Annotated in this window: 11 protein-coding genes; 10 read left to right on the top strand and 1 reads right to left on the bottom strand. The window is 68.9% G+C overall.

The features are described 5' to 3' along the window. The first annotated feature begins 34 nt into the window (after positions 1-34). The 5 genes from PSESU_RS11580 (at position 35) to PSESU_RS11560 (ending at position 5,036) form a co-directional block, all read left to right on the top strand. The gene (locus tag PSESU_RS11580) at positions 35-1,033 is read left to right on the top strand and encodes a DNA-directed RNA polymerase subunit alpha (protein ID WP_013535972.1); all 999 of its coding nucleotides are present in this window, start codon (positions 35-37) and stop codon (positions 1,031-1,033) included. Between the two features lie 233 nt (positions 1,034-1,266). Then, on the top strand, positions 1,267-1,641 hold the full coding sequence (gene rplQ, locus PSESU_RS11575) for a 50S ribosomal protein L17 (RefSeq protein WP_013535971.1): 375 nt from the start codon (positions 1,267-1,269) through the stop codon (positions 1,639-1,641). Between the two features lie 126 nt (positions 1,642-1,767). Beyond that, positions 1,768-2,283 (top strand): disulfide bond formation protein B, encoded by a 516-nt coding sequence (locus tag PSESU_RS11570; protein ID WP_013535970.1) that lies wholly within the window; start codon positions 1,768-1,770, stop codon positions 2,281-2,283. A 31-nt stretch (positions 2,284-2,314) separates the two neighbouring features. Further along, a complete protein-coding gene (locus tag PSESU_RS11565; protein ID WP_013535969.1) occupies positions 2,315-3,715 on the top strand; it encodes a class II 3-deoxy-7-phosphoheptulonate synthase in 1,401 nt (466 codons plus the stop codon). 142 nt (positions 3,716-3,857) lie between these two features. Beyond that, complete coding sequence (locus PSESU_RS11560; protein WP_013535968.1) at positions 3,858-5,036, top strand: mechanosensitive ion channel family protein; 1,179 nt, start codon at positions 3,858-3,860, stop codon at positions 5,034-5,036. Between the two features lie 103 nt (positions 5,037-5,139). On the opposite strand, the gene typA is transcribed toward PSESU_RS11560, so the two are convergent. Further along, a complete protein-coding gene (gene typA, locus PSESU_RS11555) occupies positions 5,140-6,969 on the bottom strand; it encodes a translational GTPase TypA (protein ID WP_013535967.1) in 1,830 nt (609 codons plus the stop codon). A 125-nt stretch (positions 6,970-7,094) separates the two neighbouring features. Here typA and PSESU_RS11550 point away from each other — a divergent pair, with 125 nt between their 5' ends. The 5 genes from PSESU_RS11550 (at position 7,095) to prpE (ending at position 14,873) form a co-directional block, all read left to right on the top strand. Next, positions 7,095-7,589: a peptidylprolyl isomerase gene (locus PSESU_RS11550; RefSeq protein WP_013535966.1), complete on the top strand. Its 495-nt coding sequence runs from the start codon at positions 7,095-7,097 to the stop codon at positions 7,587-7,589. Positions 7,590-7,726: 137 nt separating this feature from the next. Beyond that, positions 7,727-8,083, top strand: a complete 357-nt coding sequence (locus tag PSESU_RS11545; protein WP_013535965.1) for a glutaredoxin family protein — start codon at positions 7,727-7,729, stop codon at positions 8,081-8,083. Positions 8,084-8,155: 72 nt separating this feature from the next. Further along, complete coding sequence (locus PSESU_RS11540) at positions 8,156-9,142, top strand: malate dehydrogenase (RefSeq protein WP_013535964.1); 987 nt, start codon at positions 8,156-8,158, stop codon at positions 9,140-9,142. Between the two features lie 1,171 nt (positions 9,143-10,313). After that, positions 10,314-12,839, top strand: coding sequence for a S9 family peptidase (locus tag PSESU_RS11535; protein ID WP_013535963.1), 2,526 nt, complete (start codon positions 10,314-10,316; stop codon positions 12,837-12,839). 141 nt (positions 12,840-12,980) lie between these two features. Then, a complete protein-coding gene (gene prpE / locus PSESU_RS11530) occupies positions 12,981-14,873 on the top strand; it encodes a propionate--CoA ligase (RefSeq protein WP_013535962.1) in 1,893 nt (630 codons plus the stop codon). The last annotated feature ends 41 nt before the right edge of the window (positions 14,874-14,914 follow it).

Below are 14,914 nucleotides of genomic sequence, written 5' to 3'. Positions count from 1 at the left end.
CCGATCGTCGGCCCATTGCAGGAGAATCCGCAACATGACGGTTACCGCCAACCAGGTCCTGCGTCCCCGCGGACCGCAGATCGAACGCCTCAATGGCAATCGCGCCAAGATCGTGATCGAGCCGCTCGAGCGCGGCTACGGGCACACGCTGGGCAACGCCCTGCGTCGCGTCCTGCTGTCCTCGATCCCGGGCTTCGCGATCACCGAGGTCGAGATCGACGGCGTGCTGCACGAGTACACCACGGTCGAGGGCCTGCAGGAAGACGTGCTGGAAGTCCTGCTGAACCTGAAGGACGTCGCCATCCGCATGCACACCGGCGAGAGCGCGACCCTGAGCCTGGCCAAGCAGGGCCCGGGCGTCGTCACCGCCGGCGACATCAAGACCGACCACAGCGTCGAGATCCTGAATCCCGAGCACGTGATCTGCCACCTGACCAAGGACACGGCGCTGAACATGCGCCTGAAGATCGAGCGCGGCTTCGGCTACCAGCCGGCCACCTCGCGTCGCCGTCCTGACGAAGAGACCCGCGCCATCGGCCGCCTGATGCTGGACGCCTCGTTCTCGCCGGTGCGCCGCGTCGCCTACTCGGTCGAAGCCGCGCGCGTCGAGCAGCGCACCGACCTGGACAAGCTGGTCATCGACATCGAGACCAACGGCACCATCGACGCCGAGGAAGCCGTGCGCACCGCCGCCGACATCCTGAGCGACCAGCTGTCGGTGTTCGGCGACTTCACCCACCGCGACCGCGGTGCGGCCAAGCCGGCGCAGGCCGGCGTCGACCCGGTGCTGCTGCGCCCGATCGACGACCTGGAGCTGACCGTGCGTTCGGCCAACTGCCTGAAGGCCGAGAGCATCTACTACATCGGCGACCTGATCCAGAAGACCGAGGTCGAGCTGCTCAAGACCCCGAACCTGGGCAAGAAGTCGCTGACCGAGATCAAGGAAGTGCTTGCCCAGCGCGGCCTCTCCCTCGGCATGAAGCTCGAGAACTGGCCGCCGGCCGGTGTTGCCGCCCACGGCATGCTTGGCTGATGAGCCCGCAACGGCTGGCGTCCCCCGGGGCGCCGGCCGTCGCTGTAGCAGTACCGCAACACCAGCAGGACGGCCCCTGGCAACGGGGGCAACAGCGCCGACGGACCCGTAAGGTCCGCGGCGACTATCCGGCCAGGAGGGCCGGTCGGGCCAGCGCAGTCCATGCTCCAGCGCCAGTGGATGGCGACAGCGAAGTACACAGACCCAACATTCACCGATAAAGGAACAACGCCATGCGCCACCAGAAAGCCGGCCGCAAGTTCAACCGCACCAGCGCCCACCGCGAAGCCATGTTCAAGAACATGGCCGCCTCGCTGTTCAAGCACGAGCTGATCAAGACCACCCTGCCGAAGGCCAAGGAACTGCGCCGCATCGCCGAGCCGCTGATCACCCTGGCCAAGGTCGACTCCGTCGCCAACCGCCGCCTGGCCTTCGCCCGCCTGCGCGACAAGGAAGCCGTGGGCAACCTGTTCACCAAGTTCGGTCCGCGTTACCAGGATCGTCCGGGTGGCTACCTGCGCATCCTGAAGTGCGGCTTCCGCGCCGGCGACAACGCCCCGATGGCGTACGTCGAGCTGGTCGACCGCCCCGAAGCTGCCGCCGAGTAATCGCGCCGCAGGCAAGACCCCGAAGACCCCGGCCCCGGCCGGGGTTTTCCGTTTCAGGTGTCACGCTTTTTCCTGTTCGGTCGCCTGATGCGGAATAATCGGCACATCGCCTTCCGACAGCAGCCGATGAATCCGTTCTGGAGTTTCCGCGCACGTTTCCTCGCAGGTTTCCTGGGCTGCGTGGCCCTGCTGGCCTACGCCATCTACACCCAGCTCTACCAGGGGCTGGAGCCGTGCCCACTGTGCATCTTCCAGCGCATCGCCTTCGCCGCGCTGGCGCTGGTGTTCCTGGTCGGTGGCCTGCACGCGCCCAAGGGCACTGGCGCGCGCCAGGTCTACGGCGCGCTGGTCGCGCTGGCGGGCCTGGCCGGCATCGGCATCGCCGGCCGCCACGTGTGGCTGCAGAGCCTGCCGCCGGACGCGGCGCCGTCGTGTGGTCCGCCGCTGTCCTTCCTGCAGGAAACCATGGGACCCCTCGAGCTGGTGCGGAAGGTACTGACCGGCACCGGCAACTGCGGCGACGTGGACTGGACCTTCCTGGGCCTGGGCATGCCGGCCTGGAGCCTGGTCTGCTTCGTCCTGCTGACCGCCTGGGGCCTGGTGGCGGCATTGCGCCGGCCCAAGGGCCGCACCCGTTACTGAGCCGCTGGCTCCTCCTTCCCCGGACCTCCCCATGAGCACCTCCGAACGCAGCCTGCAACCCGTCAACCTGCCCGCCGACTGGGCCCCAGGCAGCTGGCGCTCGCGCCCGGCGCTGCAGATGCCGACCTATCCGGACCAGGCCGCGCTGGAAGCCACGCTGGCCGAGCTGCGCAACCTGCCGCCGCTGGTGACCTCGTGGGAGATCTTCGCGCTCAAGCGCCAGCTGGCTGAGGCCCAGGAGGGCAGGCGCTTCCTGCTGCAGGGCGGCGACTGCGCCGAGAACTTCTCCGACTGCGAGTCCGGCACCATCTCCAACCGGCTCAAGGTGCTGCTGCAGATGAGCCTGGTGCTGGTGCACGGCCTGCGCCTGCCGGTGGTGCGCGTGGGCCGCTTCGCCGGCCAGTACGCCAAGCCGCGCTCGGCCGACATGGAGACCCGCGGCGAGGTGAGCCTGCCCAGCTACCGCGGCGACGTGGTCAACGGTCCGGCCTTCACCGCCGCGGCGCGCGTGCCGGATCCGCAGCGCATGATCACCGCGCATGCGCGCTCGGCCATGACCATGAACTTCGTGCGGGCGCTGATCGACGGCGGTTTCGCCGACCTGCACCACCCCGAGTACTGGAACCTCAGCTGGGTCGGCTGCTCGCCGCTGGCCGAGGACTACCAGAAGATGGTCAACTCCATCGGCGACGCCGTGCGCTTCATGGAGACCCTGGCCGGCGCCGAGGTGCACAACCTCAACCGCATCGATTTCTACACCTCGCACGAAGCACTGCTGCTGCCGTACGAGGAGGCGCTGACCCGGCAGGTGCCGCGGCAGTGGGGCTGGTTTAACCTGTCCACCCACTACCCGTGGATCGGCATGCGCACCGCCGCGCTGGATGGCGCCCACGTCGAGTACTTCCGCGGCATCCGCAACCCCATCGCGATCAAGGTCGGCCCGTCGGTGCAGCCGGACCAGCTGCTGCGCCTGATCGACGTGCTCAACCCGGACGACGAGCCGGGCCGCCTGACCTTCATCCACCGCATGGGCGCGGCCCAGATCGCCGAGAAACTGCCGCCGCTGCTGGATGCGCTCAAGCGTGACGGCCGCCGCGTGCTATGGGTGTGCGACGCCATGCACGGCAACACCGAGAGCACCAGCAACGGCTACAAGACCCGCCGCTTCGCCAACATCCTCGGCGAGGTCGAGCAGAGCTTCGACCTGCATGCCGCGGCCGGCACCCGCCTGGGCGGCGTGCATCTGGAGCTGACCGGCGAGGACGTGACCGAATGCACCGGCGGCGCGCGCGAGCTCAAGGACGTGGACCTGGAACGCGCCTACCGCTCCACCGTCGATCCGCGCCTGAACTACGAGCAGTCGCTGGAGATCGCGATGGCCATCGTGCGCAAGCAGGCGCAGGCGCAGCGCCCGGTCGAAGCGCACGGCTGAAGTCCGCGGGTGATGCTGAGGCGCGGGGCGCGCTTGCGCGTTCCTCACGCCGGCATCGGCAGCATGGTGCATCGACCGGTGCGCCATGCCGCAGTGACATGAAGGGCATGGCTACCACTCACGGCAACGCGAGAGCAGACAGATGCCCGATCCCCATTTCCTCATCGCCGGCGTGCCGGTGCCCGACTGGCGCCTTGCGGTCGCCTATGCCATCCCGATCGGCGCGGCCCTGCTGCTGGGCCTGCTGGTGCACTACGTGCTGCGCCGGTTCGCGCGCCGCGTCGCGCTGAAGGACTCCAGCCGCGCCCGCGTGGCCCACGCGGTGATCCTGCCGCTGGCCTTCGCCCTGCCGCTGGTCTTCCTCGGCCAGGCCCTGCGCGCGGTGCCGATGCCGGAGGAGCACCTGGCCAACTGGCTGCACCTGCTGCGCCTGGCGGTGTTCGGCTGCGTCACCTGGCTGCTGGTGCGGATCGTCGGCGCGGTCGAGGCCTCGATCCTGCGCCACAACCCGATGGAGGTGGCCGACAACCTGCACGCGCGCCGGATCCAGACCCAGACCCGGGTGCTGAGCCGGGTGGTGCAGGGCGGGATCATCCTGCTCGGTGCCGCGTTGGCGCTGATGACCTTCCCGGCGGTGCGCCAGGTGGGTGCGACCCTGCTGGCTTCGGCGGGTATCGCCGGCCTGGTCGCCGGTATCGCCGCGCGCCCGGTGTTCGGCAACCTGATCGCCGGCCTGCAGATCGCCCTGGCCCAGCCGATCCGGCTGGACGACGTGGTGATCGTGGAAGGCGAGTGGGGCCGGATCGAGGAGATCACCAGCACCTACGTGGTGGTGCGGATCTGGGACGAGCGGCGCATGGTGGTGCCGCTGTCCTGGTTCATCGAGAACCCGTTCCAGAACTGGACCCGGCGCACCGCGCAGATGCTGGGCACCGCCTTCCTGTGGCTGGACTACCGCACGCCGATGGACGAGGTGCGCGCGGAGCTGGAACGCATCTGCAAGGACGATCCTCGCTGGGATGGGCGGGTGTGCATCGCCCAGGTCACCGAGACCGCCGAGCACGTGATGCAGGTGCGCCTGCTGGTGAGCTCGCCCGATTCCGGACAGGCCTTCGACCTGCGCTGCGCGGTGCGCGAGCGGATGATCGACTTCCTCGCCAGCAAGCATCCCTATGCGCTGCCGCGGATGCGCGCGCAGATCGACGTGGCCGGCGAGGAGCCGATGCGGCGCCGCCACGATGCCGGTGTCGAGGTGCCCGACTCGCCGCGCGCCGAGGATGGCGAGATGCCGATCGCCCCACCTCCGCCGCCGGCAGGCTGAGCGCGAAGGGAATTGGGCAGGGTCCAAAACGGAAAACGCCGGCCACCAGGGCCGGCGTTCTCCGTTTTCCTTCCCGTGCGCGGACAGGCCGCGCCGGGCAGGCTCAGGCCGAGCGGGAAGCGCGCTTGCGGTCGCTCTCGGTCAGCATCTTCTTGCGCAGGCGGATTTCCTTCGGGGTGACCTCGACCAGCTCGTCGTCCTCGATGAAGTCCAGCGCCTGCTCCAGCGAGAACTTCAGCGCCGGGGTCAGCTTGATCGCGTCGTCCTTGCCCGAAGCGCGCATGTTGGTCAGCGGCTTGGTCTTGATCGCGTTGACCGTCAGGTCGTTGTCCTTGGAGTGGATGCCGATCAGCTGGCCTTCGTAGACGTTGTCGCCCTCGGCGGCGAACAGGCGGCCACGCTCTTCCAGCGGGCCCAGCGCGTAGGCCGGGGTCGGGCCGGCGGCATTGGCGATCATCACGCCGTTCGGGCGCTTGGCGATGGCGCCCTGTTCCTTCGGGCCGTAGTGGTCGAACACGTGGAACAGCAGGCCCGAGCCCTGGGTCAGGGTCTTGAACTCGTTCTGGAAGCCGATCAGGCCACGCGCCGGGATTTCATAGTCCAGGCGCACGCGGCCCTTGCCGTCCGGCTCCATGTTCTTCAGCTGGGCCTTGCGGATGCCCAGCTTCTCCATCACGCCGCCCTGGTGCTGCTCCTCGATGTCCACCACCAGCTGCTCGATCGGCTCCATCAGCTGGCCGTCGATCTCCTTGATGATGACCTCCGGGCGCGACACGGCCAGCTCGTAGCCCTCGCGGCGCATGTTCTCGATCAGCACCGACAGGTGCAGCTCGCCGCGGCCGGAAACCAGGAACTTGTCCGCGTCCTCGAGCTGCTCGACCTTCAGCGCCACGTTGTGCACGGTCTCGCGCTCCAGGCGCTCCTTCAGCTGGCGGCTGGTGAGGAACTTGCCGCCCGAGAGGTCCTTGTTGCCGGCGAACGGCGAGTTGTTGACCTGGAAGGTCATCGAGATGGTCGGCTCGTCGACGGTCAGCGGCGGCAGCGCCTCGGGGGCTTCCAGCGCGCAGACGGTGTCGGAGATGGTCAGTTCCTGGATGCCGGAGATGGCGACGATGTCGCCGGCCTGCGCGCTTTCCTGCTCGATGCGCTCCAGGCCCATGAAGCCCAGCACCTGCAGGACCTTGCCCTGGCGCTTCTTGCCCTCGCGGTCGATCACGACCACCGGCTGGTTCTTCTTCAGGGTGCCGCGCTGGATGCGGCCGATGCCGATCACGCCGACGAAGCTGTTGTAGTCCAGCTGGCTGATGCGCATCTGGAACGGGCCTTCCGGATCGACCGGCGGCACCGGCACGTGCTGCATGATCGCTTCGTACAGCGGGGTCATGTCGCCGGAGCGCACGTCCTCGGTCAGGCCCGCATAGCCGGCCAGGCCGGAGGCGTAGATGATCGGGAAGTCCATCTGCTCCGGGGTGGCGCCCAGGCGGTCGAACAGGTCCCACACCTGCTCCACGACCCACTCGGGACGGGCGCCGGGGCGGTCGACCTTGTTGACCACGACGATCGGCTTGAAGCCCATCGCGAAGGCCTTCTGGGTGACGAAGCGGGTCTGCGGCATGGGGCCGTCCATCGCGTCGACCAGGATCAGCACCGAGTCGACCATCGACAGCACGCGCTCGACCTCGCCGCCGAAGTCGGCGTGCCCGGGAGTGTCGACGATGTTGATGCGGTTGCCGCGCCAGGTGATGGCGGTGTTCTTGGCCAGGATGGTGATGCCGCGTTCCTTTTCCTGGTCATTGCTGTCCATCACGCGCTCGGCAAGCACGGTGCGCTCGGAAAGGGTGCCGGACTGCTTGAGCAGCTGGTCGACCAGGGTGGTCTTGCCATGGTCGACGTGGGCGACGATGGCGATGTTGCGAAGGTTCTGGATGGACATTGTTTTCTGGGATCGGGTAAGACGCACCCGGCTGCCAGAAGGAGGACAGGGCGCGGAATAGTGGACGGACGAACGGGCTATTATAGCGGGTCAACTGCCCCTTCCGGGCGCCTGGAGATGAACCAATGACCGTCACCGCCGTCTTCGACACCGCCAAGGGCGTGATCAAGGTGGACCTGCTGGCCGACAAGGCCCCCCTGACCGTGGCCAATTTCGTCAACCTCGCCAAGCGCGGTTTCTACGACGGCCTCAATTTCCACCGCGTGATCAAGGACTTCATGGTCCAGGGTGGCTGCCCCGAGGGTTCCGGCCGCGGCGGCCCGGGCTACCGCTTCGAGGACGAGACCAACAACGGCGTGCCGCACGAGCGCGGCGTGCTGTCCATGGCCAACGCCGGCCCGAACACCAACGGCAGCCAGTTCTTCATCACCCATGTGAAGACCGACTGGCTGGACGGCCGCCACACCGTATTCGGCAAGGTCACCGAGGGCCTGGACGTGGTCGACGCCATCGCCCAGGGCGACAAGATCAACTCGGTGAAGATCGAGGGTGATGCCGACGCCGTGCTGGCCGCCAAGGCCGACCGTGTCGCCGAGTGGAATCGCTTCCTGAGCGCCTGATCCACGCCCGTCCGGGCCGCCACGCGCGGCCCGTCCCGGTGCCGGGTGACAGTCCGGGCCAATGGTTCCAATTGGCATCGTCCCGGCCGGGCAGGGGGCGCGGTGGTAAAATTCCCGCCCCCCGACGACGGATTCCCATGCGCATCCTCGGCTTGCTACTGATCCTGGGCCTGGCCGGCGGCGTGTTCGCCTGGTGGTCGCGGGGCCCGGCGCAGCTGCATCCGGACGACCCGCGCCGCGCCACCGGCGACGACGGCATCGTGATGCTGGCCGCCGACTGGTGCGGCTACTGCCAGCGCCAGCGCGCCGACTTCGAGCGCGCCGGCGTCCGTTACCGGGTGCTGGACGTCGACCGGGAGGAGGGCAGCCAGGCCATGCTCGCCCTGGGCACCCGTGGCGTCCCGGTCACCGTGATCGGCCAGGACGTGGTCCGCGGCTACGACACCGCGGCCTTGGACCAAAGGCTTACCCCGCTGGGATACGACGTCTATTAACCTGCGCGCGCCGGACGGGCGACCGTCGACGCCACTCCATTTCCCGCAACACATACCGAAGGACCTCCACCGATGAAGACCCCCGTTCGAGTTGCCGTGACCGGTGCCGCCGGCCAGATCGGCTATGCCCTGCTGTTCCGCATCGCTTCCGGCGAGATGCTCGGCAAGGACCAGCCCGTGATCCTGCAGCTGCTGGAGCTGCCGATGGAAAAGGCCCAGGCCGCGCTCAAGGGCGTGATCATGGAGCTGGAGGACTGCGCGTTCCCGCTGCTGGCCGGCATCGTCGGCACCGACGACCCGGAAGTGGCGTTCAAGGACGCCGACGTGGCCCTGCTGGTTGGCGCGCGTCCGCGCGGCCCGGGCATGGAGCGCAAGGACCTGCTGCTGGAGAACGCCAAGATCTTCACCGCCCAGGGCGCCGCGCTGAACAAGGTCGCCAGCCGTGACGTGAAGGTGCTGGTGGTCGGCAACCCGGCCAACACCAACGCCTACATCGCGATGAAGTCGGCCCCGGACCTGAAGCCGGAGAACTTCACCGCGATGCTGCGCCTGGACCACAACCGCGCCCTGAGCCAGCTGGCCACCAAGGCCAACGTGGCCGTCGGCGACATCGAGAAGCTGGTCGTGTGGGGCAACCACAGCCCGACCATGTACCCGGACTACCGCTTCGCCACCGTCAAGGGCGAGTCGCTGAAGGACAAGATCAACGACGCCGACTGGAACGCCAACGAGTTCATCCCGAAGGTCGGCAAGCGCGGCGCCGCCATCATCGAGGCCCGTGGCCTGTCCTCGGCCGCCTCGGCCGCCAACGCCGCCATCGACCACATCCGCGACTGGGTGCTGGGCAGCAACGGCAAGTGGGTGACCATGGGCATCCCGTCCGACGGCTCCTACGGCATCCCGGAGGGCGTGATCTTCGGCTTCCCGGTGACTACCGAGAACGGCAAGTACACCCTGGTCAAGGACCTGCCGATCGACGAGTTCAGCCAGAAGGCCATCGACAAGACCCTTGCCGAGCTGGAAGAAGAGCGCTCCGGCGTCGCCCACCTGCTGGGCTGATCCAGCCACCAGGTTGTGCATGGAAAGGGCGGCCTTGGGCCGCCCTTTTCTTTGCCTTTTCCATGCCTGTCTCCCCGTGGGGCAGGGCGCGCGTGCGAACCCCGCTTTGAAGCCCTCTCCACGTGGAGTGAGGGTACGCAGCGGGCGTCGGGGGGCGAGGGCCGGTGACCCTGTGACGCACAGGCCGCTGCGCACGTGATTACCCGCGTCGCCCGGATAAGGCCGAAGGCCGCATCCGGGGTTGCATGTATCCCACGCGCAGCGGATGTCCACGGCGTCATGCGTGCATCGAAGAAGAAAGCCCCGGGTGCGCTTCGCTTACACGGGCTACGCGCTTTTTGCAGTTGGTCGTTGCTCTTGCCTTTGTTTTTCCCGGCAAGCCGGCAATGCATCCACGCCGCGATGCAATGCCTGTTGCCCGGAAGTAAAGGAGGAGGCTTCGTCCTCCGCGGGAGCGGGGGACGAAGCCGGGGGACATGGAGGGCGACAGGCGTTGCAGCGCGGCGCCTCGCCATCCATCCCGGCCGAATGCTGTTGCAGGGTTGCGGCACGTCGCATTGAGCAAGGGGTTTGCAGTTCGTGTAGCCCGGAAGGCCGGAGGCCGCATCCGGGGTGTGCATGTATCCCACGCGCAGCGGATGTCCATGGCGTCATGCGTGCATCGAAGAAGAAAGCCCCGGGTGCGCTTCGCTTACACGGGCTACGCGCTACGCGCCTTGCAGCCGGTCGTTGCTCTTGCCTTTGTTCTCCCCAGGAAGCCGGCAATGCATCCACGCCGCGCTGCAATGCCTGTTGCCCGGAAGTAAAGGAGGAGGCTTCGTTCCCTACGGAAGCGGGGGACGAAGCCGGGGGACATGGAGGGCGACAGGCGTTGCAGCGCAGCGCCTCGCCATGCCTCCGGACAAGTGCTGTTGCAGCGTGTGCGGCACACTGCATGCAGCAAGAGGTTTGCAGCAGCACAACAGGCATTGCGGCGCCGCGCTCCGCCCTGCATCCGTGGCACGCCTCCGCCCAACCCACCCAGGTGCGCTCCACTTACCCGGGCTACGTGTGCCACGTATCGCCCGCCACCACCCGTGACTGATGGCACATCCGGCCCGGATCCCGGCTTTACGCGTGTTTTCACGTGTTACGGTCTGGCGCCTCTCCAACCGATACGGAACCAACAACCATGCTGCAGACGTGGCGACCCCTGGGACTGACGGTGCTGGTGGCGGGCGCGTTCGGCGCGCCGGCCATGGCTGCCGACAGCGGATACCTGCAACCCCCCGAGCCACTGCTGGGCGTGATGCGCGCACCGCTCAACCCGAGCCCCGCGCTGGATCCGACCGCCACCCGCGCCCTGCTGGTGCGCCAGTCCCAGTACCCGCCGGTCGAGCGCGTGGCCGAGCCCTACCTCAAGCTGGCCGGCGTGCGCGTCGAACCGCGCAACCACAGCCGCCACGACCGCTCCAACGGCTACGGCATCCGCACCTGCCTGGAAGGCTTCAGCGTGCTGGAGCTGGCCACCGGCGCCGAGACCCCCGTGCAGCTGCCCGAGGGCGCCTGCCCCGGCATGCCGTCCTGGTCTCCCGACGGCCAGCGCTTCGCCTTCGACAACACCACCGACAGCGGCGTCGAGCTGTGGATCGGCGAAGCCGCCACCGGCACCGTGCGCCGGATCGAAGGCATCCGCGTCAATACCGTGATCGGCGGCTGGATGCAGTGGCTGGGCGGCCAGTCGAAGCTGCTGGTCAAGGCCGTTCCCGCCAACCTTGGTCCCGCGCCGCAGAAGGCCGCCGTGCCGCCTGGCCCGGAGATCAAGGAAGCCATCGGCGGCAAGGGCGAGAGCAGCACCTACGAGGCCCGCGACACCCTGTCCGGCCCCGAGGACGAGGCCCTGTTCGACTACTACGCCAGCTCCCAGCTGGTGACCGTGGACCTGGCAAGCGGCGCCACCGCCCCGGTCGGCCAGCCGGCCGTGGTCGCCAGCATCGACGCCGCCCCGGATGGCCGCCACGTGCTGGTGGAGACCCTCAAGCGCCCGTACTCCTACGTCACCACCTGGAACCGCTTCGCCCGCGACGTGGCCGTGCTGGACCTGGCCGACGGCCGCAGCCGCGTCCTCGCCAGCCTGCCGGTGGCCGACCGCGTGCCCGTGCACGGCGTGCCCACTGGCCAGCGCAGCCACCGCTGGCGCGCCAACCAGCCGGCGACCCTGCTGTGGGCCGAGGCCCTGGACGGCGGCGACTGGAAGACCGAGGTCCCGTACCGCGACCGCGTCCTGGCCCTGGCCGCCCCGTTCACCGGCAAGCCGCGCGAGGTCCTGCGCACGAAGCAGCGCTTCGCCGGCGTGTCCTTCTTCGCCGACGGCGGCCGCGCCCTGGCCTACGAGTACGACGCCAACCGCAACTGGCAGACCACCACCCTGGTCGACATCGACCGACCCGGCCAGCCGGGCAGGGTGCTGTGGGACCTGTCAACCGACGAGCTCTACGAGGACCCGGGCAGCCCGGTCACCCGCCGCCTGCCCAATGGCTATTCGGTGCTGCGCGAGGAGGACGGCCAGCTGTTCCTGCGCGGCGACGGCGCCAACCCCAACGGCGATCGCCCGTTCCTGGACCGCTATGACCTGGCCAGCGGCCAGACCACCCGCCTGTTCCGCAGCGCCGCCGACGCCTACGAGAGCTTCGTCGGCTTCGCCGGCGGCGACAGCTCGCGCCTGCTGACCTGGCACCAGTCCCCGGTCGATCCGCCGAACCTGTACCTGCGCACCCTGGGCGAGCCCTTCGCCGACGCCGCCGAAGGCGAGGCCGCGGTCGCCTCCGCCGCCACCGCGGTGACCCGCTTCCCCGATCCCACGCCGCTGGTGCGCGGGGTCAAGAAGCGCCTGGTGACCTACAAGCGCAAGGACGGGGTGGACCTGTCCTTCACCCTGTACACCCCGCCGGGCTACATCGAAGGCACCCGGGTGCCGGCGATCCTCTATGCCTACCCGCTGGACTACGCCGACCCGTCCAAGGCCGGCCAGGTCAGCGGCTCGGAGCAGACCTTCACCCGCCTGTCCAACTACCGCCTGCTGCTGCTGGCCGGCTACGCGATCATCGACAACGCCGCGTTCCCGATCGTCGGCGACCCGCGCAGCGCCTACGACACCTACCTGGAGCAGCTGGTGGCCAACGCCGAGGCGGCGGTGGACAAGGCGGTGGAGCTGGGCGTGGTCGACCGCGAGCGCATCGGCGTCACCGGCCACAGCCATGGCGCGCTGATGACCGCCAACCTGCTGGCCCACACCGACCTGTTCCGTGCCGGCGTGGCCTCCAGCGGCGGCTACAACAAGACCCTGACCCCGTTCGGCTTCCAGAGCGAGCGGCGCTCGTTCTGGGCCGCGCCCGGCGCCTACGACCAGGCCTCGGCGTTCTTCCATGCCGACAAGATCAACGAGCCGCTGCTGATCGTGCACGGCTCCGACGACGCCAACCCCGGCACCGAGGCCACCCAGTCGCCGCGCCTGTTCCAGGCCATCCGCGGCAACGGCGGCACCACCCGCCTGGTGATGCTGCCGTTCGAGCCGCACTGGTATACCGCGCGCGAGTCCAACGAGCATTTCGTGGCCGAGATGCTGGCCTGGTTCGACCGTTACGTGAAGGCCGGCGGCCCGGACGGCAAGGCGACCGGCGGCGCCACCGGGAAGGCCGGCCGCGGCGCGGCGCATTGATCGCCACGATCAACCTGTGACCCATGGAAAGGCCGGCAAAACCGGCCTTTCCTGTACCTGGGGCACGTGTTTTCGACCAAGGTCGCACCCCCGCCCCGGCGGGCCGGGTCTATGCTCGGCCCATCCTCTGGAGGGGACGTCATGGGTTACGAAGACTTTTACCGGCGCTCGATCGAACAACCGGAGGAATTCTGGGCCGAAGCGGCCCGCGCCATCGACTGGAAGGACCAGCCGCAGCGCATCCTCGACTACGACAACCCGCCGTTCCGGCGCTGGTTCGTCGGCGGCACCACCAACCTCTGCCACAACGCGGTCGACCGCCACCTGGCCGAGCGTGGCGACCAGCCGGCCCTGGTCGGCTGGTCCACCGAGACCGGGCAGGTGCGCGAGCTGAGCTTCCGCCAGCTCCACCGCGAGGTGAACACCTTCGCCGCCGTGCTCAGGTCGCTGGGCGTGCACAAGGGCGAGCGGGTGGTGATCTACATGCCGCACACCGTCGAGGCCGCGGTCGCGATGCTGGCCTGCGCCCGCATCGGCGCGATCCACTCGGTGGTGTTCGGTGGCTTCGCCGCGCTCAACCTGGCCCTGCGCATCGACGACGCCAGGCCGGCGGTGCTGGTGTGCGCCGACGCCGGCATGCGCGGCGGCAAGGTCATCCCGTTCAAGCCGCTGGTGGACGAGGCGCTGTCGCGTGCCGGGCATCCGCCGGCGCACGTGCTGGTGGTCAACCGCGGCCTGGCCGGCGAAGTGCCGATGCAGGAAGGCCGCGACGTCGAGTACGGCCCGCTGGCCGCGCAGCACGCCGATGCCGAGGTGCCGGTGGAGTGGCTGGAATCCAACGAGCCCAGCTACATCCTCTACACCTCCGGCACCACCGGAAAGCCCAAGGGCGTGCAGCGCGACGTCGGCGGTTACGCCGTCGCCCTGGCCCTGTCGATGTGGTCGGTCTACGACGTGCGCGCCGGCCAGGCGATGTTCTCCACCTCCGACATCGGCTGGGTGGTGGGCCACTCGTACAACGTCTACGGCCCGCTGATCGCCGGCGCCACCTCGATCCTCTACGAAGGCCTGCCGACCAACCCGGATCCCGGCATCTGGTGGCGCATCTGCGAGAAGTACGGCGTGCGCACCATGTTCTCCTCGCCCACCGCCGTGCGCGTGCTGAAGAAGCAGGATCCCAAGTGGCTGGACAGCGCCGACCTGTCCCAGCTCAAGTACCTGTTCCTGGCCGGCGAGCCGCTGGACGAGCCGACCGCCGACTGGATCACCAACGCCCTGGGCAAGACGGTGATCGACAACTACTGGCAGACCGAGACCGGCTGGCCGGTGCTGACCCTGATGCCCGGCGTGGAGCTGAAGCCGGTCAAGCTCGGCTCGCCCGGCCTGCCATCGCCGGGCTACCGCCTGCGCGTGATCGACGAGAACACCGGCGCGGATGTCGGTCCGGGCGAAAAGGGCGTGCTGGCGATCCAGCCGCCGCTGCCGCCGGGCTGCCTGAGCACGGTGTGGGGCAACGACGACCGCTTCATCGCCAGCTACTTCAGCCACTTCAAGGAGCTGCTGTACAGCTCGCTGGACTGGGCGATCCGCGACGAGGACGGCTACACCTTCATCCTCGGCCGCACCGACGACGTCATCAACGTCGCCGGCCATCGCCTGGGCACGCGCGAGATCGAGGAATCGGTGGCCAGCCATCCGGACGTGGCCGAGGCCGCGGTGGTCGGCGTGCACGACGAGGTCAAGGGCCAGGTGCCGGTGGTGTTCGCCACGCTCAAGCGCACCGATACCGACCCGGCCGGCGCCGCCAGCGGGATGCTGCAGACCGTCGCCAGCCAGCTCGGCGCGGTCGCCCGCCCGCAGCGCGTGTACGTGGTCAACGCCCTGCCCAAGACCCGCTCCGGCAAGCTGCTGCGCCGCTCGCTGCAGGCCCTGGCCGAACACCGCGACCCGGGCGACCTCTCCACCCTGGACGATCCCAACGCGCTGGAGGAAGTGAAGCGCGCGCTGGAACGCGGCGCCGACGCCGGCACCTGAGCCATCGCGGCAGTCGCTGCCGCACCCGTGAGCGATGGCGA

Origin of the sequence: Pseudoxanthomonas suwonensis 11-1 (assembly GCF_000185965.1) — a bacterium.
Lineage (GTDB): Bacteria > Pseudomonadota > Gammaproteobacteria > Xanthomonadales > Xanthomonadaceae > Pseudoxanthomonas > Pseudoxanthomonas suwonensis_A.
This window is presented reverse-complemented; position numbering and strand designations above follow the sequence as displayed.

Excerpts from the sequence above, each read along its gene's own strand:
- PSESU_RS11580 (WP_013535972.1), top strand. The coding sequence starts at position 35 with ATGACGGTTACCGCCAACCAGGTCCTGCGTCCCCGCGGACCGCAGATC.
- rplQ (WP_013535971.1), top strand. The coding sequence starts at position 1,267 with ATGCGCCACCAGAAAGCCGGCCGCAAGTTCAACCGCACCAGCGCCCAC.
- PSESU_RS11570 (WP_013535970.1), top strand. The coding sequence starts at position 1,768 with ATGAATCCGTTCTGGAGTTTCCGCGCACGTTTCCTCGCAGGTTTCCTG.
- PSESU_RS11565 (WP_013535969.1), top strand. The coding sequence starts at position 2,315 with ATGAGCACCTCCGAACGCAGCCTGCAACCCGTCAACCTGCCCGCCGAC.
- PSESU_RS11560 (WP_013535968.1), top strand. The coding sequence starts at position 3,858 with ATGCCCGATCCCCATTTCCTCATCGCCGGCGTGCCGGTGCCCGACTGG.
- typA (WP_013535967.1), bottom strand. The coding sequence starts at position 6,969 with ATGTCCATCCAGAACCTTCGCAACATCGCCATCGTCGCCCACGTCGAC.
- PSESU_RS11550 (WP_013535966.1), top strand. The coding sequence starts at position 7,095 with ATGACCGTCACCGCCGTCTTCGACACCGCCAAGGGCGTGATCAAGGTG.
- PSESU_RS11545 (WP_013535965.1), top strand. The coding sequence starts at position 7,727 with ATGCGCATCCTCGGCTTGCTACTGATCCTGGGCCTGGCCGGCGGCGTG.
- PSESU_RS11540 (WP_013535964.1), top strand. The coding sequence starts at position 8,156 with ATGAAGACCCCCGTTCGAGTTGCCGTGACCGGTGCCGCCGGCCAGATC.
- PSESU_RS11535 (WP_013535963.1), top strand. The coding sequence starts at position 10,314 with ATGCTGCAGACGTGGCGACCCCTGGGACTGACGGTGCTGGTGGCGGGC.
- prpE (WP_013535962.1), top strand. The coding sequence starts at position 12,981 with ATGGGTTACGAAGACTTTTACCGGCGCTCGATCGAACAACCGGAGGAA.